22 protein-coding genes are annotated in these 19,017 nt (G+C 71.9%); 13 read left to right on the plus strand and 9 right to left on the minus strand.

All coding sequences use genetic code 11. The features are described 5' to 3' along the window. Positions 1 to 19: 19 nt before the first annotated feature. Positions 20 to 661 (minus strand): dihydroxyacetone kinase subunit DhaL, encoded by a 642-nt coding sequence (gene dhaL / locus AC5L35_RS34435; protein ID WP_495063932.1) that lies wholly within the window; start codon positions 659 to 661, stop codon positions 20 to 22. Between the two features lie 42 nt (positions 662 to 703). Further along, positions 704 to 1,705, minus strand: coding sequence for a dihydroxyacetone kinase subunit DhaK (gene dhaK / locus AC5L35_RS34440; RefSeq protein ID WP_495063933.1), 1,002 nt, complete (start codon positions 1,703 to 1,705; stop codon positions 704 to 706). Positions 1,706 to 1,799: 94 nt separating this feature from the next. On the opposite strand from dhaK, the gene AC5L35_RS34445 reads away from it, so the two are divergent. Further along, positions 1,800 to 2,732 (plus strand): aldo/keto reductase, encoded by a 933-nt coding sequence (locus AC5L35_RS34445; RefSeq protein WP_495063934.1) that lies wholly within the window; start codon positions 1,800 to 1,802, stop codon positions 2,730 to 2,732. Positions 2,733 to 2,749: 17 nt separating this feature from the next. Here the strand turns inward: AC5L35_RS34445 and AC5L35_RS34450 are convergent, their stop codons facing one another. From AC5L35_RS34450 to AC5L35_RS34475, 6 genes are all read right to left on the minus strand, one after another. Then, complete coding sequence (locus tag AC5L35_RS34450; protein WP_495063935.1) at positions 2,750 to 3,967, minus strand: vWA domain-containing protein; 1,218 nt, start codon at positions 3,965 to 3,967, stop codon at positions 2,750 to 2,752. Between the two features lie 99 nt (positions 3,968 to 4,066). After that, positions 4,067 to 4,963 (minus strand): AAA family ATPase, encoded by an 897-nt coding sequence (locus AC5L35_RS34455; RefSeq protein ID WP_495063936.1) that lies wholly within the window; start codon positions 4,961 to 4,963, stop codon positions 4,067 to 4,069. Continuing rightward, on the minus strand, positions 4,960 to 5,877 hold the full coding sequence (locus AC5L35_RS34460) for an XdhC family protein (protein ID WP_495063937.1): 918 nt from the start codon (positions 5,875 to 5,877) through the stop codon (positions 4,960 to 4,962). The genes AC5L35_RS34455 and AC5L35_RS34460 overlap by 4 nt, the downstream gene beginning before the upstream one ends. Further along, a complete protein-coding gene (locus tag AC5L35_RS34465; protein ID WP_495063955.1) occupies positions 5,874 to 8,240 on the minus strand; it encodes an aerobic carbon-monoxide dehydrogenase large subunit in 2,367 nt (788 codons plus the stop codon). The genes AC5L35_RS34460 and AC5L35_RS34465 overlap by 4 nt, the downstream gene beginning before the upstream one ends. Positions 8,241 to 8,275: 35 nt before the next feature. Continuing rightward, the gene (locus AC5L35_RS34470; RefSeq protein ID WP_495063938.1) at positions 8,276 to 8,743 is read right to left on the minus strand and encodes a (2Fe-2S)-binding protein; all 468 of its coding nucleotides are present in this window, start codon (positions 8,741 to 8,743) and stop codon (positions 8,276 to 8,278) included. Continuing rightward, on the minus strand, positions 8,722 to 9,630 hold the full coding sequence (locus tag AC5L35_RS34475; RefSeq protein ID WP_495063939.1) for an FAD binding domain-containing protein: 909 nt from the start codon (positions 9,628 to 9,630) through the stop codon (positions 8,722 to 8,724). Before AC5L35_RS34475 ends, AC5L35_RS34470 begins: the two co-directional genes overlap by 22 nt. A 230-nt stretch (positions 9,631 to 9,860) precedes the next feature. On the opposite strand from AC5L35_RS34475, the gene AC5L35_RS34480 reads away from it, so the two are divergent. From AC5L35_RS34480 to AC5L35_RS34525, 10 genes are read left to right on the plus strand one after another with little or no spacing between them, the layout of a single operon-like run. Further along, positions 9,861 to 10,127, plus strand: a complete 267-nt coding sequence (locus tag AC5L35_RS34480; RefSeq protein ID WP_495063940.1) for a hypothetical protein — start codon at positions 9,861 to 9,863, stop codon at positions 10,125 to 10,127. Between the two features lie 17 nt (positions 10,128 to 10,144). Further along, on the plus strand, positions 10,145 to 11,011 hold the full coding sequence (locus AC5L35_RS34485; RefSeq protein WP_495063941.1) for an FAD binding domain-containing protein: 867 nt from the start codon (positions 10,145 to 10,147) through the stop codon (positions 11,009 to 11,011). After that, on the plus strand, positions 11,008 to 11,568 hold the full coding sequence (locus tag AC5L35_RS34490) for a (2Fe-2S)-binding protein (protein ID WP_495063942.1): 561 nt from the start codon (positions 11,008 to 11,010) through the stop codon (positions 11,566 to 11,568). The genes AC5L35_RS34485 and AC5L35_RS34490 overlap by 4 nt, the downstream gene beginning before the upstream one ends. Next, positions 11,565 to 13,973, plus strand: coding sequence for an aerobic carbon-monoxide dehydrogenase large subunit (locus AC5L35_RS34495; RefSeq protein WP_495063943.1), 2,409 nt, complete (start codon positions 11,565 to 11,567; stop codon positions 13,971 to 13,973). Before AC5L35_RS34490 ends, AC5L35_RS34495 begins: the two co-directional genes overlap by 4 nt. Further along, a complete protein-coding gene (locus AC5L35_RS34500) occupies positions 13,960 to 14,550 on the plus strand; it encodes an SRPBCC family protein (protein WP_495063944.1) in 591 nt (196 codons plus the stop codon). The genes AC5L35_RS34495 and AC5L35_RS34500 overlap by 14 nt, the downstream gene beginning before the upstream one ends. A gap of 12 nt (positions 14,551 to 14,562) precedes the next feature. Then, positions 14,563 to 14,823 carry a hypothetical protein gene (locus tag AC5L35_RS34505; protein WP_495063945.1) on the plus strand — a complete coding sequence of 87 codons (261 nt, stop codon included), beginning with the start codon at positions 14,563 to 14,565 and terminating at the stop codon, positions 14,821 to 14,823. A 13-nt stretch (positions 14,824 to 14,836) separates the two neighbouring features. Next, entirely contained in the window at positions 14,837 to 15,064 is a 228-nt protein-coding gene (locus tag AC5L35_RS34510) for a hypothetical protein (protein WP_495063946.1), read from the plus strand. A gap of 14 nt (positions 15,065 to 15,078) precedes the next feature. Then, on the plus strand, positions 15,079 to 15,324 hold the full coding sequence (locus AC5L35_RS34515) for a hypothetical protein (protein ID WP_495063956.1): 246 nt from the start codon (positions 15,079 to 15,081) through the stop codon (positions 15,322 to 15,324). Between the two features lie 2 nt (positions 15,325 to 15,326). Beyond that, positions 15,327 to 15,659: a hypothetical protein gene (locus tag AC5L35_RS34520; RefSeq protein ID WP_495063947.1), complete on the plus strand. Its 333-nt coding sequence runs from the start codon at positions 15,327 to 15,329 to the stop codon at positions 15,657 to 15,659. Between the two features lie 2 nt (positions 15,660 to 15,661). After that, the gene (locus tag AC5L35_RS34525) at positions 15,662 to 16,027 is read left to right on the plus strand and encodes a hypothetical protein (protein WP_495063948.1); all 366 of its coding nucleotides are present in this window, start codon (positions 15,662 to 15,664) and stop codon (positions 16,025 to 16,027) included. Positions 16,028 to 16,113: 86 nt separating this feature from the next. On the opposite strand, the gene AC5L35_RS34530 is transcribed toward AC5L35_RS34525, so the two are convergent. After that, positions 16,114 to 16,722: a PadR family transcriptional regulator gene (locus AC5L35_RS34530; RefSeq protein WP_495063949.1), complete on the minus strand. Its 609-nt coding sequence runs from the start codon at positions 16,720 to 16,722 to the stop codon at positions 16,114 to 16,116. 87 nt (positions 16,723 to 16,809) lie between these two features. Here AC5L35_RS34530 and AC5L35_RS34535 point away from each other — a divergent pair, with 87 nt between their 5' ends. Then, positions 16,810 to 18,147 carry an FAD-dependent oxidoreductase gene (locus AC5L35_RS34535; RefSeq protein ID WP_495063950.1) on the plus strand — a complete coding sequence of 446 codons (1,338 nt, stop codon included), beginning with the start codon at positions 16,810 to 16,812 and terminating at the stop codon, positions 18,145 to 18,147. An 85-nt stretch (positions 18,148 to 18,232) separates the two neighbouring features. Then, complete coding sequence (locus AC5L35_RS34540) at positions 18,233 to 18,709, plus strand: hypothetical protein (protein WP_495063951.1); 477 nt, start codon at positions 18,233 to 18,235, stop codon at positions 18,707 to 18,709. Positions 18,710 to 19,017 lie beyond the last annotated feature (308 nt).

Here is a 19,017-nt window from a genome sequence, read left to right on the forward strand (position 1 = left end):
TGCCGCGGACCGGACCTGCTCATCCCAGCGTGTCCGCCGCCGCGGCGATCAGCAGCGCCGCCGAGGTGGCGCCGGGATCCTGGTGCCCGATGCTGCGCTCCCCGAGGTAGCTGGCCCGGCCCTTGCGGGCCTGCAACGGGGTGGTGGCGTCGCGCCCGGCGGCCGCCGCGTCGGCCGCGGCCCGCAGCGCGCCCGCGAAGTTCTCCTGGCCCAGTGCGGCGTCGAGCGCGTCGACAGCGGGCGCGAGGGCGTCGTACATCGTCTTGTCGCCCGCCTCAGCCTTGCCCCGCGCGACGATCCCGTTCACACCGGCGCGGAGAGCGGCCGCGAACCCGGCCTGGTCGAGCGGGTCGGTGGCCCCGGCAGCGGTGGCCATCCGCAGGAAGAACGTGCCGTAGAGCGCCCCGCTGGCACCGCCGACCGAGCTCACGAGCGTCATGCCGGTCTGCTTCAGCAGCGCGGCGGGGCCGTCCGGCGGGCTCCCGTCGAGCTTCGCGAGGACGGCCTTCAGCCCGCGGGCGAGGTTGGACCCGTGGTCGGCGTCGCCGATCGCGGAGTCGAGCCGGGTGAGCATCCCCTCGTTCTCGGCCACCGCGGTGGCGAACGCCCGGATCCAGCGATCGATCCCGGCGGTGTCGATCGTCGCGGTCGAGTCGGCCATCACGCTCTCCAGCCCATCAGACGTCCCTGTCCCCTCGCTCGCCTACACGCCCCAGCGCAGCCCCGGGGTGCGCACGGGCGCGTCCCAGAGCCGCAGCATGTCCTCGTCCAGCTTCAGCAAGGTCACCGAGCAGCCCGCCATCTCCAGGCTCGTGATGTAGGGCCCCACCAGCGACCGGACGACGGTCACCCCGGACTTCGCGAGGATCGTCGCCACTTCGTTGTACATGAGGTAGAGCTCGATGAGGGGGGTGCCGCCCATCCCGTTGACGAACGCGAGCACGCCGTCACCACCGGTGAAGTCCAGGTCGGACAGGATCGGCTCGACGAGCATCTCGGCCACCTCGCGGGCGGGCGCGGTGGGCACCCGGCGGCGTCCGGGCTCGCCGTGGATCCCGATACCGATCTCGATCTCGTCGTCGGGCAGGTCGAAGGTGGGGCGCCCGGCAGCGGGCACGGTGCACGACGTGAGCGCCATGCCCATGCTGCGGCCGGCTGCGTCGACCCGGCGGGCGACGTCGGCCACCGCGGCCAGGTCCCGTCCCTCGGCCGCGGCCGCTCCGGCGATCTTCTCGACCAGCACGGTGACCCCGACGCCCCGCCGACCGGCCGTGTAGAGGCTGTCCTGCACCGCGACGTCGTCGTCGGTGACGACGGCCACCACCTCGACGCCGGACTCGGCGGCGGCGAGTTCGGCCGCCATGTCGAAGTTCATCACGTCGCCGGTGTAGTTCTTCACGATGTGCAACACGCCGGCGCCACCGTCCACGCCGCGGGTGGCCGCCATCACCTGTTCGGGCACGGGCGAGGTGAAGATCTCACCCGCGCAGGCGGCGTCGAGCATGCCGGGGCCGACGAACCCGCCGTGCAGGGGTTCGTGACCCGAACCGCCGCCGGACACCAGCGCGACCTTCCCCTGGACCGGTGCGTCGGCCCGGTAGATGATCTTGTTCTCGTGGTCGATCCGCAGCTCGGGATGCACAGCGGACATCCCGAGGAGCGCTTCCGAGACGACGTCGGCCGGATCGTTGATCAGCTTTTTCACAGCGGTCCCTCTTCGACAGATCATCAGTGAAAGTCGAACTACCTGCGGCGTAAGCTACGCCGCTGTGGGTGCAGGCACTACAGCTCCGATCGGCGTGGGCATCGGTTTGGCCGCTGTGGCCCGCCCCGCGTACATCACCTCCGGGCGCGGCTCCGACCTGGGCGGACACCGGAGTGTCGACGAGCTACGGGCCCGCACCACAGCGGTACTCGACGCCGCGTACGCCGCAGGCATGCGCTACCTGGACGCTGCGCGCTCCTACGGCCGCGCGGAGGAGTTCCTCGCCGGCTGGCTGGCCGCCCACCCCGAGATCGACGACGTGGTGATCGGGTCGAAGTGGGGCTACCGGTACGTCGGCGGATGGCAGGTCGATGCGCCCGTCCACGAGGTGAAGGACCATTCGCTCGCCGCCTTCACCGAACAGTTGGCCGAGACCGCGGCGCTGCTCGGGCCACGGCTGGACGTTTACCACGTGCACTCCGCCACGCTCGACACCGGCGTGCTGGACGACACCGCGCTGCACCGGGCGCTGGCCGCGCTGCGCGACCGCGGGGTGCGGATCGGCGTGTCGACCTCGGGCCCTGGCCAGCCGGAGGCGGTGCTGAAGGCCCTGGACGTGGAGGTGGACGGCGCCCCGCTGTTCACCTCGATCCAGTCCACCTGGAACCTGCTGGAGCAGTCCGTCGGCCCCGCACTGGCCGAGGCAGCAGCCCGCGGCGCCCGGGTGATCGTCAAGGAGGGGGTCGCGAACGGGCGGCTCACCCCGGGCGCGTCGGACACCCCGCCCCGCGTCGCGAAGATCGCCGAGCAGCTCGGCGTCCCCCTCGACCAGCTCGCGCTCGGCGCCGCACTGGCCCAGCCGTGGGCCTGGTCCGTGCTCTCCGGCGGGGTCACCCCCGAGCAGGTGGAGAGCAACGCGGCGGCCGCCGCGGTGCAGCTGCCCGAGGACGTGCTGGGAGAGCTGAGCGAGCTGACGGAAGACCCGAAGACCTACTGGTCGGCGAGAGCATCGCGATCCTGGAGCTGAGCTCGCCCCCCGGGGGTTCAGGAAAGCCACTTTCCTGCCCTCTGCGGGCCTGAAAGTGGCTTTCCTGAACTTCGGCGCGGCCCCGCCAGCGCCGCCAGGAGGTCCCCCAGCGCGTCGAGGCTGTGGGCGCTGACCACCTCGTCGCAGTACGGCCACGCGACCGCCATGCCTCCGGCCAGCGGCCGGTAGTCCGGGTGGCGGGTGCGGGGGTTGGCCCAGACGATCCGGTACGCGACCTGCCGCAGGCGGGCCATCTCCCGGCGCAGCTGCTCGGGGTCACCGGTCTCCCACCCGTCGGACAGGATGAGCACCACCGCGCCGCGGGCCATCCCGCGGCGTCCGTGCTCGTCGTTGAAGCGGGCCAGTGCCTCGCCGATGCGGGTGCCGCCGGACCAGTCGGGGGCGAGGAGCGCCGCCCGGTGCAGTGCGACCGCGGGGGTGGAGCGGGCCAGCGCTCTGGTCAGCCTGGTCAGCCGGGTGGCGAAGGTGAACACCTCGGCGCGCTCGGTGCCCGCAGCGCAGTAGAGCAGCTGGATCAGGGCCCGGGCGTAGGGCTCCATCGAGCCGGAGATGTCGCAGAGCACCACCAGCCGGCGCGGGCGGGTGCGGGCGCGGCGGCGGGCGAGACGCACGGGATCGCCCCCGGTGCGCGCGGCCGCGCGCAGCGTGGACCGCAGGTCGATGCGGTCCCCGTGCGACGCGCTGCGGGTGCGGCGCGAGCGGCGGACCGGCGTGGCCACGCGCAGCGCCCGCATCGCGCCGATGAGCCGGGCGAGCTCCTCGGCCGAGAGCGCCTCGAACTCCCGCCCCGCGAGACGGTCCGTCGCCGCCGCCGTGGCCCGGACGGGCGCCTCGCGCTGCGCCCGGTCACCGGGTGGGCCCGCCGCACTCGGCACGCTGACGCCCCCGGCCTCCCGACCCTGCGGGTCGCCCCCGGCGAGCGGGGTCGCCGGTGACGCGGCCGGCGGTGGCGCGTTCGGGTCGCCACGCGGTCCGGCGTCGTCGGTCGCGCCCTCGAAGACCGCGGCGAACACGCGGTCGAGCAGCGCGAGCTGCTCCGGGTGGGAGACGAGAGTCGCCACGGCGCAGTGCCGCAGCCGCCGCGTCGTCGTCGGGGCGACCTCGACGACGGCACGGGCGAACCGCGCCGCCCGGTCCGGCCCGACGGGCAGCCCGGCGTCGTGGCAGGCCGCGGTGAACCGGGCCACGAGCGCGGGGAGATCGCCGCGGCTCATCCGGCGCCGCCGGGTGGTCGACCGGGTTGCAGCAAAGCCACTTTCACGCAACCTCGTTGCATCAAAGTGGCTTTGCTGCAATGCGAGCAGCCCCGCGCGTCAGGCACCGGACACCAGCGAGCCCAGGCCCGTCGCGCGGGCCAGCCGGGCGTCCTCGTCGTACTTCAGCACGGTGCCGAGCGTGCGTTCGGCACCCGCCTCGTCGAGGGTGGTGATCCCCAGGACGTGCAACGCGGTCGTCCAGCTGATCGCCTCCGCGACGCCCGGCTTCTTCTGCAGGTCCAGCCCGCGCAGCCGCTGTACGGCCGCCGCGACCTGCCCGGCGAGCCAGCCGGCCGCCTCGGGCACCCGGCGCCGCACGATCTCCTCCACGCGCTGCTCGTCGGGGTAGCCGATCCAGTGGTAGAGGCAGCGGCGCGTCAGCGCGTCGTGCAGGTCGCGCGTGCGGTTGGACGTGAGCACGACGACGGGGGCGATGGTCGCGCGGCGCGTCCCCAGCTCCGGGATCGTCACGGCGGAGTCGGCCAGCGCCTCGAACAGGAACGCCTCGAACTCGTCGTCGGCGCGGTCGATCTCGTCGACGAGCAGCACCGCGGGACCGGGCCCCGGGTGCGTGATCGCGGCGAGCAGCGGGCGGGGCATGAGGAAGGCCTCGGTGAACAGGTCCGTGTCGGCGAGGTCGTCCTCGCCGCGCGCCTCGGCGAGCCGGATGGCCAGCAGCTGGCGGGGGTAGTTCCACTCGTAGAGCGCCTCGGACGCGGTGAGGCCCTCGTAGCACTGCAGCCGCAGCAGCGGCGTGTCCAGCACGGCCGCGAGCGCGGTGGCCGCGGCCGTCTTGCCGACGCCCGGCTCGCCCTCCAGCAGGATCGGCTGGCGCATCCGGACGGCGAGGAACAGCGCAGTGGCCAGGGCGTCGTCGGCGAGGTAGCCGGCGCCGTCGAGCGCGGCGGCGAGCGCGTCGACGCCCTCGCCCGCGGCCCCGCCGCTGTCGGTCACCGGGCGAACCGCTGCGGATCGTCGAGGAACGCCTGCCGGCACCCGGTGCCGCAGAAGTACGTGGTGACGCCGCCGTGCTGGGCGGAGATGCTCGCGGCCGTCACCGCCACCTGCATCCCGCACACCGGGTCGAGAGCCACCGCGGACACCGGGCGCGCGGTCGCGGTGCCGTCCTCCGGCCGGGCGACCTCAGGCCGGTGTCTGACGATCTCGGCGAACACCGAGAGCGCGATCTCCGGAGCGGTCCGCGCCCCGATGTCGAGCCCGGCGGGGGCGTGGATCCGCTCCCGCAGCGCGGGCGACACCCCCAGCGCGGCGAGCTCATCGAGCACCCCGGCCGCTCGGCGCCTGCTCGCCACCAGCGCCACGTAGGAGACGCCGGCGTCGAGCGCCGCCCGCAGCACCGCGGCCTCGTCGCGCCCGTGGGAGGCCACGACCACGGCCGAGGTGTCCGGCGCGATCGGGGTGGTGGGGTCGACGCTCGCGCGCACGTCCCAGTCCAGGGCGTGCCCGACCCGTACCAGCGCCCTGGCCACCGGCGCCTCACCGTGCACCGACACCAGCGCGGGCGGGATCATCGCCTCCAGGAAGATCTCCAGCGTGCCGCCGGACAGGCACGGGTTGCCGACGGTGCGCACGCCCTCCTCGGCGGCCTCGTCGTCATCGTCGGCGCGCGGGGTGATCCGCAGCAGCCCCGACTCCCCCGCCTGCAGCAGCCGCAGGCTCTCCAGCCGCACGGTGGACTCGGCGCAGGCACCGCCCACGAAACCGTCGATCGTGCCGTCGGCCAGCACCAGGGCGCAGTCACCCGGTTTCGCGCTCGTCGGGCGCTCGGCCCGCACCACCGTGGCCAGCACGAAGGGGGTGCGCCCGGACCGCAGCCCGTCCACCCGTGACAGCAGGTCGGCTCTCATGATCGCTCTCCGATCGCCAGGTCCGTGCGCAGCGGCGTGCCCTGCAGGGCTCGCCACACCTGCGCCGGGGTGAGCGGCATGTCGGCGTGCCGCACCCCGATCGCGTCCAGCACCGCGTTGACCACCGCGGCGGGCGAGCCGACGGTGGCCGACTCCCCCACACCCTTGGCACCGATGGGGTGGTGCGGCGACGGCGTGACCGTCTCCCCCAGCTCCCACGACGGGCACTCCATCGACGTCGGCAGCAGGTAGTCCATGAACGACGCCCCGAGGTGGTTGCCGTCGCGGTCGAACGCCATGAGCTCCATCAGCGCCATCCCGATCCCGTCGGCTAGACCGCCGTGCACCTGCCCCTCGACGATCATCGGGTTGATCCGGACGCCGCAGTCGTCCACCGCGACGAACCGGCGGACCTGCACCTGCCCGGTGCCCGGATCGACGTCGACCACGCAGATGTAGGCGCCGCACGGGAACGTCAGGTTCGGCGGGTTGTAGACGCAGGTGGCGTCCAGGTGGCCCTCGACGGCGTCGGGGAGATCGAGGTCGGAGTGGGCCGCCAGCGCGATCTCGCGCATCGTGATGCCGGCGGTGCGGTCGCCGCGCACGTGGAACCGGCCCTTCTCCCACACCAGGTCGTCGGCCGAGACCTCCAGCACCGCCGCGGCCACCAGCCGGGCACGCTCGCGCACCTTGCGCGCGGCCAGCACCGCAGCCGCCCCGGACACCGGCGTCGACCGCGAGCCGTAGGTGCCCAGCCCGAACGGTGTGCGGTCGGTGTCGCCCTGCACGACCTCCACCTCGTCCGGCGGGATCCCCAGCTCCTCGGACACCATCTGCGCGAACGTGGTCTCGTGGCCCTGGCCCTGCGACATGCACGACAGCCGCAGCACCGCCGAGCCCGTGGGGTGCACCCGCAGCTCGGCGCCGTCGGCCATCCCGAACCCGGCGATGTCCATCTGCCCCCGCGGACCCGCCCCGACCGCCTCGGTGAAGAAGCTGATCCCGACGCCCATCAGCGTGCCGCTACCGGTCTCCGCGTACTCGCGGCGCCGCTGCGCCTGCTCGCGGCGCAGCTCGTCGTAGCCGGCCATCTCCAGCGCCAGCTCCAGCGTGCGCGGGTAGTCGCCGGAGTCGTACTCCCAGCCGGTGGCGCACCGGTACGGGAACTGGTCGGGACGCAGCAGGTTGCGCCGCCGGACGTCGGCCGGGTCGAGCCCGAGGTCGTGGGCCAGCACGTCGGTCAGGCGTTCGACCAGGTAGGACGCCTCCGTCACGCGGAACGAGCACGCGTAGGCGACGCCGCCGGGAGCCTTGTTCGTGTACACGCCGGTGACCCGGCAGTGCGCAGCCGGCACGTCGTAGGAGCCGGTGAAGATGTGGAAGAACCCGGCCGGGAACTTCGACGGCTGGGCGGTGCCGTTGAAGGCCCCGTGGTCGGCCAGCACCCGCACCCGCAGGGCCAGGATCCGTCCGTCGGCGGTGGCCGCGATCTCGCCGCGCATGTGGTAGTCGCGGGCGAACGAGGTGGTCATGAGGTTCTCGGAGCGGTCCTCGGTCCACTTCACCGGCGCGCCGGTGAGGATCGAGCCGACCACGGCGCACAGGTAGCCGGGGTACATCCCGACCTTGTTGCCGAACCCGCCGCCGATGTCCGGGGCGATGATCTGGATCTTGTGCTCCGGGATCCCGGCGATCGTCGCGTAGAGCACGCGGTGCGCGTGCGGCGCCTGCGTGGTGGCGTACACGGTGAGCTTGCCGCTCACCCGGTCGACGCTCGCGACGGTGCCGCAGGTCTCCAGCGGCGCGGGATGGACCCGGGGGTAGAGCAGGTCGCACGCGCTCACGTGGTCGGCCGCGGCGAAGGCGGCGTCGGTGGCCGCGGCGTCGCCCGACTCCCAGTCGAACACGCGGTTGTCGGTGCGCCCGTCGATCTCGTCGCGCACCAGTGCCGCGTCCGGGTCGAGCGCCTGCCGGGCGTCGATCACCGGTGGCAGCGGCTCGTACTCGACGTCGATCAGGGCCAGGGCGTCCCGTGCGGCGTACCGGCTCTCGGCGACGACGAACGCCACCTCCTGCCCCTGGTAGCGCACCTTGTCGGTGGCGAGCACGGCGGCCACGTCGTGGGAGAGCGTCGGCATCCAGGCCAGGCCCCGCTCGGCGAGCATGTCCCCGGTGATCACCGCCCGCACCTTCGGGTGCGACTCCGCGGCACTCACGTCGACCGACAGGATCCGCGCGTGCGCGTACGGGCTGCGCAGCACCGCGCCGTGCAGCATGCCCGGCAGCTGGATGTCGTCGACGAACCGGCCGCGGCCGCGGATGAACCGGGCGTCCTCCTTGCGGAGCATCCGCCCGTGCCCCATCGGCACGGCGGGCTCGGACTCGACGGGCAGCGCGCTCACGGCGCCCGCTCCGACTCGGCCGCGTGCCGCACCGACCGCACGATGTTCTCGTAGCCCGTGCACCGGCAGGTCTGGCCGGAGATGGCCTCCCGGATCTCGGTCTCGGACGGATCGGGGCAGTGGTCGAGCAGCCAGCGCGCGGTCATCAGCATCCCGGGCGTGCAGAACCCGCACTGCAACCCGTGGCACTCGGTGAACGAGACCTGCAGCTGGTCGAGCCCGAACGGCGTCTCCAGGCCCTCGACGGTGTGCACGTCACGCCCGTCGGCCATCGCGGCGAGCACGGTGCAGGACTTGACGGGTATCCGGTCCATCCACACCGTGCACGCCCCGCAGTTGGACGTGTCACAGCCCCAGTGGGTGCCGGTCAGCCCGAGCTCGTCGCGCAGCAGGTGCACGAGCAGCAGCCGTGGCTCGACCTCCCGCGTGTACTCCTGGCCGTTCACCGTGACGGTGATCTCCACGGCACCTCCCGTCCCGCCCTGGCGGCTGCCCGCGCCAGTGCGCGGCCGGTCAGCTCGCCCGCGAGGTGCCGCTTGTAGTCGGCGGGGCCGCGCTGGTCGTCGGACGGCGAGCAGTGCACGGCGGCGATCCGGGCCGCCTCCCGGAAGGCCTCCGGGGTGGCCCGCCGCCCGCGCAGGTACTGCTCGGCCTCCTCGGCGACGAAGTTCCGCGCCCCGACGGCGGTGAGGCCCAGCCCGACCTCGGTGACCACGTCGCCGTCGAGCCACAGGGCGGCGGCCGCGGCCGCGACGGCCCAGTCGCCCGACCGGCGGTCGACCTTGACGTAGGCGCTGCTCCCGCCCGGCCGGATCGGGAGCCGCAGCTCCACCAGCAGCTCGGCGTCGGCCACCACCGTCTGGTACGGGCCGGTGAAGAACTCGCGCATCGGCACCGTGCGGGTGTAGGGCTCGCCCGCGCTCGAACACCCCTGGACGACGGCCACGGCACGCAGCGCGCAGAAGGCGCCCGACAGGTCCTCGGACGGATCGGCCTGGCACACCGATCCCCCGACGGTGCCCCGGTTGCGCACGACGGGGTCGGCGATCACGCGCTCGGCGTCGTGCAGCATCGGGTAGAGCACCCCGACCTCGGGTGAGGCCAGCAGCTCGGAGTGGCGCAGCATCGCCCCGAGCCGCAGCGTCTCCTCCTCGAGGTGGATCGAGCCCAGCTCGGTGAGGTCGTTGATGTCGATCAGCATCTCGGGCTGCGCGAGGCGCAGCTTCATCATGGGGATGAGACTGTGACCACCCGCCACCAACCGCGACTCGGGCCCGTGCCGGGTCAGCAGCGCGATGGCGTGCTCGACGCTCGTGGCGCGCTGGTACTCGAACTGCGCAGGTACCTGCATCTCGCTCCCGACGCTGGGTGCGGGCCATCGTGTCCCTCACCGATCCGGCCCGGCAAGACCTCTTAAGCCATCGCTTAGGCCAGGAAGACCGGATGCACCGATCGGGTGCAGCATGTCGGCACTTGACACGCCAGCCCGATCGCTGTGAGCTTCCGCACCATCCTGACAGCGATCAGCCGATAGCAGTCGGTGACGGCCGGCACGCACCGCAACGAGGCGAGTGAGGACGGATGGCGATCGAGTCGAGTGGGCACAGCCAGGACAACCCCCGAATGTACGAGCTGATCGAAGGGGCTCCGAAGACCGGAAAGAGCCCGACGATCTGGGCGTGGCCCCAGATCACCGAGTACCTCAAGATCGCGAGCCAGCCCGTCGCCGGGCCGTGGCCGCCGCACCAGGAGCCGCGCCCCGACCCCGAGGACGAGTCGCTCCCCGTGGCCGTCGCCGAACCGGAACGCGACCCCGGCGGGCGTCCCCGGCCGGGCACCCGCCCGTAGACCGGCAGGAGATCCGGATGTATCCGTCCCGCTTTCGCTTCGAGGCCCCCCGCTCCCTGGACGAGGCACTCGCACTGCTGCGGCAGTTCGGTGACGAGGCCAAGGTGCTGGCAGGCGGCCAGAGCCTCGTCCCGCTGCTGAAGCTGCGGTTCGCCGCGCCCGAACTGCTCGTCGACATCAACGGCATCCCCGGGCTCGACCACCACCGGGAGGACCCCGACGGCACGCTGCACGTCGGCGCCCTGTGCCGGCACGCCACGCTGGAGCGCTCCGCGCTGCTCGCGGCGAAGCACCCGTTGATGGCCTCGGCGGCCCCGATGATCGCCGACCCGATCGTCCGCAACCGCGGCACGCTGGTCGGCTCGCTGTGCCACTCCGACCCCCAGGGCGACTGGGCGTCCGTGCTGCTCGCGCTCGGCGGGCACGTCGTGGCCGAGGGCCCGTCCGGGCGGCGCACGATCCCGGCGGCCGAGTTCAGCGTCGGGCCGTTCCAGAACGCGCTGCTGCCCGGCGAGATCGCGGTGGAGGCCGTCGTGCCCGCGCCGACCGGCGAGGTGTCGGGCACCTATCTCAAGCTCGAGCGCCGCGTCGGCGACTTCGCCACGGCCGGTGTGGCGGTCGCGCTGCAGACCGCGGGCGGCCGGGTCACCAGAGCAGGCATCGCGCTCACCGGTGTCGGCCCAAACAACATCCAGGCCACCGCCGCCGAGCAGGCGCTCGTCGGGCGGCCCTTGAGCTCCGAGTCGATCGAGGAGGCCGCGGCGCTCGCCGCCGAGGCCGCGAAGCCCAGGAGCGACCACCGCGGCAGTGCCGCCTACAAGCGCCACGTGGTGGCGACCTTCGTCCGGCGCGGGCTCGCCCGCAGTGAGGCGGTTGCAGCATGAGGTACGGCGAGTCGAGCGAGGTCAGGGAGCTCGGCGCGGACGAGCGGCGGGTCGCTCTCACGGTCAACGGCACGCGCCGGGTGGTGGAGGTGGAGCCCCGGCTGCTCCTGGTGCACCTGCTCCGCGAGGGCCTGGCGCTCACCGGCACCCACCTCGGGTGCGACACCACGAGCTGCGGCGCGTGCACCGTGCTCGTCGACGGCGAACCGGTGAAGTCCTGCACGATGCTCGCCGTCCAGGCCGACGGGCACGAGGTCACCACGGTGGAGGGCCTGGGCACTCCCAGCGAGCTCGACCCCGTGCAGGAGGGGTTCTCGATCGAGCACGGGCTCCAGTGCGGCTTCTGCACCCCCGGGATGATGTTGTCCTCGAAGGCCCTGCTGGAACGCAACCCCGACCCGTCGGAGGACGAGGTGCGCTGGGCGCTGTCGGGCAACCTCTGCCGCTGCACGGGCTACCAGAACATCGTCAAGGCCGTGCTGTGGGCGGCGCGCAAGCAGGCTCCCGCGAACAACGGGGCCGGCACCAACGGGTCGGGCAGCGGGGAGGGGTCATGACAGCGCTCGACGAGGTCAAGATCGGCGGGCTTGGTGCGAGCCGGCGCCGGGTGGAGGACAGCCGCTTCGTCCGCGGCCGCGGCAACTACACCGACGACATCAAGCTGCCCGGCATGCTGCACATGGAGATCCTGCGCAGCCCGCTGGCCCACGCCCGGATCACGTCCATCGACACGAGCAAGGCCTGGGAGATCCCGGGCGTCCGTCTGGTGCTGACCGGCGAGATGATGGCCCAGCGCAACCTCGCCTGGATGCCCACGCTGTCGTACGACACCCAGGCGGTGCTGGCCACCGACAAGGTGCGGTTCCAGGGCCAGGAGGTGTGCGTCGTCGTGGCCGACGACCCGTACATCGCCAAGGACGGCTGCGAGGCGATCGTCGTCGAGTACGAGCCGCTGCCGCCGATCGTCAACCCGGAGCAGGCGCAGGCACCGGGCGCGCCGATCATCCGGGATGACAAGGAGGGCCAGACCGACAACACCTGCTACCGGTGGGAGGTCGGCGACCGCGAGGCCACCGAGCGCGCGTTCGCCGAGGCGGACCACGTGTCCCGGATGAAGCTGCACTACCCGCGCAGCCATCCCTCGCCGATCGAGTGCTGCGGGTCGATCGCCGACTTCGACCCGGGCACGCAGAAGCTCACCGTCTACATGACCACCCAGGCGCCGCACATCATCCGGGCCGCCGTGGCACTGGTGGCGGAGCTGCCCGAGCACATGATCCGGATCGTCTCCCCCGACATCGGGGGCGGGTTCGGCAACAAGGTGCCGGTCTACCCGGGCTACGTCGCGTCGATCCTCTGCTCGATCCTGCTCGGCAAGCCCGTCAAGTGGATCGAGGACAAGTCCGGGAACCTGAGCTCCACCGGGTTCGGCCGCGACATGTACCTCGACAGCGAGATGGCGCTGCGCGCCGACGGCACGATCCTCGCCGTCCGCTTCCGCGCCGACACCGACCAGGGCGCGTTCTTCGCCGACGCCCAGCCCAGCAAGTTCAAGATCGGGCTGCTGCACTCGGCGTTCGCCTGTTACAACGTGCCCACCGGCCTCATCACCGCGCAGGGCCACTACACCAACAAGGCTCCCGGCGGCGTCGCGTACCGGTGCTCGTTCCGGGTGACCGAGGCGATGTACTTCCAGGAGCGCATGGTGGCGGCGGCCGCCGCCGACCTGGGCATCGACCAGGCCGAGTTCCGGCGCCGTAACCTGTTGCGTGACGACCAGTTCCCGCACCGCACGGCGTTCGGGTTCCTCGTCGACTCCGGGCAGTACGGGAAGTGCCTGCAGCTCGGGCTCGACGCCATCGGCTACGACGACTTCCGCAAGGACCAGGAGATCGCCCGCTCGCGGGGGCGCCGGCTCGGCATCGGGATCTCCACGATGACCGAGCCGCTCGGGGCGGGCAACAGCCGCGAGTACGACATCCTCGGCATCAAGATGTTCGACTCCGCCGAGCTGCGGGTGCACATGACCGGCAAGGCGATCCTGCGGACGGGCGCGAAGACCCAGGGCCAGGGGCACGAGACCACCTGGGCGCAGATCGTGAGCCACGAGCTGGGCATCCCGGCGGCCGACGTGATCGTCGAGGAGGGCGACACCGACACGGCGCCGTTCGGGATGGGCACCTACGCCTCCCGCAGCACGCCGGTCGCGGGCGCCGCGGTCTCGATGGTCTCCCGCAAGGTCCGCGCCAAGGCACGCAAGCTCGCCGCGCACCTGTTGGAGGTGTCCGAAGAGGACATCGAGTGGGAGCTCGGCCGGTTCTTCGTGCGCGGCGCGCCGCAGCGGGGCGCCACCATCCAGGAGTGCGCGATGGCCGCGTACTCCAACATGCCCGACGCCATGGAGCCCGGCCTGGAGTTCAACGCCTACTACGACCCACCCAACCTGACCTGGCCGTTCGCCTGTTACATCGCAACCGTCGAGGTCGACCCGGAGACGGGCGTGTGGGACGTCCTGCGGGTGGTCGCCGTCGACGACTGCGGGGTGCGGATCAATCCCATGGTCGTCGAGGGGCAGATCATGGGCGGGCTCACCGAGGCCTACGCGATGGCCAACATGCAGTTCCAGACCTACGACGCCGAGGGCAACATCGTCGGCTCGAACTACATGGACTACCTGCTGCCGACGTCGTGGGAGACCCCGGGCTTCGAGCTGCACGAGGTGGTCACCCCGTGCCCGCACCACCCGATCGGCGCCAAGGGCGTCGGCGAGTGCGCCGCGGTCGGCGGGCCGGCCGCGTTCGTCAACGCCGTACTGGACGCCCTGTCCGACACGGGCGTGCGCAACATCGACATGCCGCTGCTGCCGGACCGCGTCTGGCAGGCCGTCCAGGACGGGCAGGACGTGTCCGGGGCACCCCCGATCCGCAGTGCCGAGGAAGAAGTGACGAATGCTTATCGATAACGAGTTCGAGGTCGCCGCTCCCGTCGACAAGGTCTGGGCCTACCTGCTCGACGTCCCCAACCTCGTGCCGTGCCTGCCCGGCGCGGAACTGGTCGGCGACGACGGGGACGGCACCTACCAGGGCAAGGTCACCACCCGGCTGGGTCCGGTCAAGCTCAACTTCAGCGGCACGGCCCGGATCGTCGAGACCGACGAGCGAGCCCACCGGATGGTGCTCGACGCGGCAGGCTCCGAGGACAAGGGCAAGGGCACGGCGGCCATGACGGTGACCGCCACCCTCGTGGCCGCAGGCCGGGGCACCCGGGTGCAGGTCGCCCAGGACCTCACCGTCTCCGGGGCGGCCGCCCAGTTCGGGCGCGGGATGATCTCCGACGTCACCAGCGTGCTGATGAACAACTTCGCCGAGTGCCTGCAGTACAACATCGACAACCAGGGCGCGGGCGGCGGCACGGCCACTGCCGTGCGCACCGCGAAGCCGGCCAGCGGGCTCGCCATCGGGCTACGGGCCGCCGTGATGGCCCTCGAGCGCATCTTCGCCCGGTTCGTCCTGCCCTACGACCGCGCGCGGCTGCGCTGAGAGGAGATCGGCATGGTGCTCTGGTGGATCGGCAACGCACTGCTGCTGTTCGTCGTGCTCCCCGTGGTGATCGCCCTGCTCAACCGGGTGCTCGCCGCGGTGGAACGGATCCGGGCCGCGGCCGACGACCTCCTCGTCCACGGCGTGGAGTTGGTGGGCGAGGTGCAGGACGTCCCCGAACTGCTCGCGACCACCGACGCCACGGTCGAGCAGATCGCGGTGGGCGCCACGAGGTACGCGGGCAGCGTCGCGACGCTGCTCCCGGCGAAGTAGGGGGGACGGGACCATGCCTGTGGTCGCCTGGGTCACGATCGTGATCGCCGTACTGATCATCGCCGTCACGGCGGTCGGCCTGCTGCGGGTGATCCTGCACCTGCGCCACGTGCACACCACGCTCGGAGCCCTGCTCGGCGGTGTGCGCACGGTCGCCGACCGCACCAGCACGGTGCCCGAGGTGGTGCCGTCCGTGAACGCGAACCTCGCCCCCGTGCGGGCCTGGACCGAGACGGTGTGAGGAGCGGAGTTGTGATGGTTCCCTTCGGATGGACCCTCGGCCTGGTCATCGGGCTGGTGGTGGTCGTGGTGGTCGTCGCGCTGGTGACGCCGATCCTGGTGCTGGCCTACAAGATCGGCACGCAGGCGCAGGAACTCGACGCGGAGCTGAACCGGGCCCGCGTCCACACGGCAGGCCTGGCCGGCCTGCACCAGACCATCGACCACGCCACCGCGATCATCGGTGGCCTGCAGCGCGGCCGCGCGCGGCTGGGAGGCTGACCGTGTCCACTTCTCCTGGGCCGCTCTCCTCGGGTGAGATCACGTACTGGACGGTGATCCTGGTGATCGGCCTGGTCGTCATCATCGCGGTGGTCGTGCTGCTCAGCATGCTCATCGCGTACGTCAAGCGGATCGACCGGCACACCACCGCGATCGGCGGCACCCTCACCGCGATCACCGCCAACACCGCCGACACCACGCTCATCCCCACCACCGGGGACGGGCTCGACCTCGTGCTCGCGGAGGGTCTGCAGCACCACCTGTTCCTCGGGCGCGCTGTCGGCGCCATCCCCACCCCGGCCGGAAGCACCGCCGGCTCCGAAGGGAGCGTCTAGCCATGTCGGAGTCGACGCTGATCGTCCTGACCGTCGTTGAGATCGTCGTGCTGATCGCCGGGCTGGCGTTCTTCCTGTACTGGACGGGCTCGCTGCTGGCCCGGATCGCCACCACCCTCGAAGCCGGTGACGAACTGGTGCAGAAGGTCGTCGAGGACGCCGCGGTGATCCGGCCCGGCCTGAAGCACATCAACCGCTCGGGCGGTGTCGTGGCGGGCGCACTCCCCCTGCTCTACGGCTTCGCCGAACAGATCATCGGGAAGGTCTCGCCCAACCCCGAGCGCCCGAGGGTCGCCACGCCCGCCACCGGACAACGTCGCTCCCGCCTGCTCGAGGCCGTCGGGTACGGGGGTCCGGCCCGCCACTGAAGAGGGCTTCGCGGTCCCGCCGGAACGCCACGTTCACGTCACGAGGGGTGTGAACGTGGCGTTCTCGTGTGCGGGGCCACCCCTGGTCAGGGCTGCGGGGCGGTCGCCCAGGCCTCGAGCTCGTCGCGGGTCCATCGCGCCGACCCGTCGCGCAGGTCGTCGAGGTACTCGCCCACCCAGCGCAGCTCGGCGGCGGTGACGGCGCGGACGTACTCCCCCTCCGCCACGGTGACGCGGGGCAGCCCGGCGTCGGTCGCCACGGCGATCCCCGCGTCCAGCTCCGCGAGCCGCTGCACCAGCCGTTCGCGGCGCTGTTCGAGCAGTTCGGCTGCCTCGTCGGGGGTGAGCATCGGGAGGAACGACAGCGCGGCGGGGAACTCGGGGAACTCGTTGCGCGGCGTCGAGAGGATCTCGGCGAGCCACTCCCGGCCGACCGCCCGCCCCTCCGGCGTGACCTGGTAGATCGTTCGCTCCGGGTACTGCTCGTCGCGCCCGGTGCCCTGCACCTCGATCAGTCCCGCGTCGCGGAGCCTGATGATCATCTTGTAGAGGCTCGCCCGCTGACCGACGTTGATGACCTGGTCCTTGCCCCACTGCCGGACGAGCTGCTGGATGCCGTACGGGTGCAGCGGCGCGGCCTCGAGCAGCCCGAGGACGGCCAGCGCGAGCGGAGAGCGGCGGAACGTCGACGCCATACGGTCACGCTAACACTAGTTGCCTCGACACTAGTGTTGATGCGACTATCACGGCGTCGTCATGGCCGATCAGCAAGGAGCAACGACATGCGGGTACTCGTCATCGGCGCCGGCGCCGGAGGGCTGTGCCTGGCCCAGGCACTCCACCGGGCGGCCGTCGAGGTGGAGGTCTTCGAACGCGACCGGACCAGGACCGACGGGCTCTTCGGCCACCGGGTGGGGATCTCCCCGGACGGTGCCGGCGCCTTGCGCGCCTGCCTGCCCGGCCCGCTCTACGACACCTTCCGGGCGACCGTCGCCATCACGCCCACCTACTTCACGATGTACGACGAGCGGATGAAGGAGCTGCTCGGCATGAGCACCGGTGACTTCGGCACCGGTGCCGACGACGAGTGCTCGGTCAGCCGGATCACCCTGCGCCAGGTGCTGCTCACCGGACTCGAGGACGTCGTGTCGTTCGACCGGAAGTTCGTCCGGTACGAGCAGCACGACGACGGCACGGTCACCGCGTTCTTCGCCGACGGCAGCCACACGACCGGCGATCTGCTCGTGGGCGCCGACGGCACGTCGTCGGCGGTGCGCCGGCAGTACCTCCCCCGGGCCCGGCTCGTGGAGACCGGCCTCTTCGCCGTCACCGGCAAGCTCCCGCTGACCGACGAGACCCGCGCGCTGCTACCGCCGAGAGTGCTCCGCGGCGTCTCGATGGTGCACGCGCCGCACGGCAACGGCGCCATCCTGCACGTGATGGAGTTCCCCTGGGACCACGACGGGACGGTGAAGCGGGGCATCGGCGGCAACGACGCCGAACTGCTGCGCGCGTGGCCCGGGTTGGCCTTCGACAACACCCGCGACTACATCAGCTGGGGCTTCAGCGCGCACCGCCGCCGCCTGCCCGCCGACTTCATGCGACTCGACGGAGCCGCGCTGCACCGCATCGTGCTCGACACGACGACCACCTGGCACCCCGACCTCCGCGAACTGTTCCGGCTCACGGATCCCTCGACCTGCTTCCCCGTCAACGTCCGCACCTCGGAGCCGGTGGAGCCGTGGCCGTCCAGCTCGGTCACGCTGATCGGCGACGCGATCCACACGATGACCCCAGGGCTCGGCGTGGGCGCCAACACCGCGTTGCGCGACGCCCGGATCCTGGCCGCCGCCCTCATCGCGGCCGACGGTGACGGCGCCCCGGAACTCGACGCGGTCGCCGACTACGAACGGCAGATGCACGACTACGCCTGGCCGCTCGTGGCGAAGTCCCTGGAACGCTTCGACGGCGACGCCGCCCTGTACAAGCCGGTGGTCGGACGCCTCGCCCTGGCCGGGATGCGCATGGGCATGCGGGTGGTGAACCACCTCCCCGCCGTCAAGCGGCGGATGGCCGCGGCACAGGGGGCGGACCGGGGGCATGGTCGGCGGGAGGGGTGAAGGCGGCAGTGACGGGGCGAAGGGGTCGGAGAGCCTGGCTGCGGCGCTCAAGTCCGAGCGCCGGCCACCCATCCCTGGAGCCCTGATGGCGAAGGCACAGAAGTACCTAGCGGTCGACGGGACTCTGACCTGCGAGTTTCATCATATGATCCTCTGCGATTACGAGCACCCCGACAGGGCCGATGGCCGACGAACGATCGGCAGTGATGAGATCGCCACTTCAGGAACTGGCATGATCCAGCTCCATTGTGGCCGCGGGAATCGTCGCAGCCGCGTTCACGTGGAACTCTGGAGCGCGGCCCCCGAGCACGTTCCCGGCTATGAAGATTCGTTCGAAGGAGCGCTGGAGGCAACCCAGGCGTCTCTCACCCTGGATGGCGTCACGGCAACTCCTGACGAGCTGAGGATCGAACTGCCCGAGGCTGGGACATACGTTGTTCGAGGCTATCGGCGCGGACCCGTACTCGTCGGAGGGGACGAGAACGAACCAGACAGAGATCCAGAAGAGTGGCTCCTTCAGTTGTGGAGCCCCGATGGCGAGCACCTCAATCGGACTTCGTGACCTTCCAGAGTTGCATGATCAGGCTCCTCTCGACCTCAGCGGCACCGGACCGGCTTGGCGGCGGGGCGTTCCGCGCCGCACGTCGAGCAGGCTGCCCGCGAAGTGCGCCCATCGACTGCGCCGGCCCACCTCTGCAAGGGCGTGGAACTGCTCGCGCCCGTGGAGAACTCGCCGGGCGGCCCGTGAGGACGAGGAGCGGAACTGTCGGTGCCGGACCGTATCATCGAACATATGTTCGAGATCGACACTCACCGGCTGGTGCCGCGCTCCGCGCCACTGGCGTGGAGTGATGTCGCTCCCGACGGTAT

Source organism: Pseudonocardia sp. OZ21 (assembly GCF_059359135.1).

What these genes read in the sequence shown, in the direction of transcription:
- dhaL (WP_495063932.1), bottom strand. Translation starts at nt 661, where the DNA reads ATGGCCGACTCGACCGCGACGATCGACACCGCCGGGATCGATCGCTGG.
- AC5L35_RS34450 (WP_495063935.1), bottom strand. Translation starts at nt 3,967, where the DNA reads ATGAGCCGCGGCGATCTCCCCGCGCTCGTGGCCCGGTTCACCGCGGCC.
- AC5L35_RS34460 (WP_495063937.1), bottom strand. Translation starts at nt 5,877, where the DNA reads ATGAGAGCCGACCTGCTGTCACGGGTGGACGGGCTGCGGTCCGGGCGC.
- AC5L35_RS34465 (WP_495063955.1), bottom strand. Translation starts at nt 8,240, where the DNA reads ATGGGGCACGGGCGGATGCTCCGCAAGGAGGACGCCCGGTTCATCCGC.
- AC5L35_RS34475 (WP_495063939.1), bottom strand. Translation starts at nt 9,630, where the DNA reads ATGCAGGTACCTGCGCAGTTCGAGTACCAGCGCGCCACGAGCGTCGAG.
- AC5L35_RS34480 (WP_495063940.1), top strand. Translation starts at nt 9,861, where the DNA reads ATGGCGATCGAGTCGAGTGGGCACAGCCAGGACAACCCCCGAATGTAC.
- AC5L35_RS34485 (WP_495063941.1), top strand. Translation starts at nt 10,145, where the DNA reads ATGTATCCGTCCCGCTTTCGCTTCGAGGCCCCCCGCTCCCTGGACGAG.
- AC5L35_RS34490 (WP_495063942.1), top strand. Translation starts at nt 11,008, where the DNA reads ATGAGGTACGGCGAGTCGAGCGAGGTCAGGGAGCTCGGCGCGGACGAG.
- AC5L35_RS34495 (WP_495063943.1), top strand. Translation starts at nt 11,565, where the DNA reads ATGACAGCGCTCGACGAGGTCAAGATCGGCGGGCTTGGTGCGAGCCGG.
- AC5L35_RS34500 (WP_495063944.1), top strand. Translation starts at nt 13,960, where the DNA reads ATGCTTATCGATAACGAGTTCGAGGTCGCCGCTCCCGTCGACAAGGTC.
- AC5L35_RS34505 (WP_495063945.1), top strand. Translation starts at nt 14,563, where the DNA reads ATGGTGCTCTGGTGGATCGGCAACGCACTGCTGCTGTTCGTCGTGCTC.
- AC5L35_RS34510 (WP_495063946.1), top strand. Translation starts at nt 14,837, where the DNA reads ATGCCTGTGGTCGCCTGGGTCACGATCGTGATCGCCGTACTGATCATC.
- AC5L35_RS34515 (WP_495063956.1), top strand. Translation starts at nt 15,079, where the DNA reads ATGGTTCCCTTCGGATGGACCCTCGGCCTGGTCATCGGGCTGGTGGTG.
- AC5L35_RS34525 (WP_495063948.1), top strand. Translation starts at nt 15,662, where the DNA reads ATGTCGGAGTCGACGCTGATCGTCCTGACCGTCGTTGAGATCGTCGTG.
- AC5L35_RS34530 (WP_495063949.1), bottom strand. Translation starts at nt 16,722, where the DNA reads ATGGCGTCGACGTTCCGCCGCTCTCCGCTCGCGCTGGCCGTCCTCGGG.
- AC5L35_RS34535 (WP_495063950.1), top strand. Translation starts at nt 16,810, where the DNA reads ATGCGGGTACTCGTCATCGGCGCCGGCGCCGGAGGGCTGTGCCTGGCC.
- AC5L35_RS34540 (WP_495063951.1), top strand. Translation starts at nt 18,233, where the DNA reads ATGGCGAAGGCACAGAAGTACCTAGCGGTCGACGGGACTCTGACCTGC.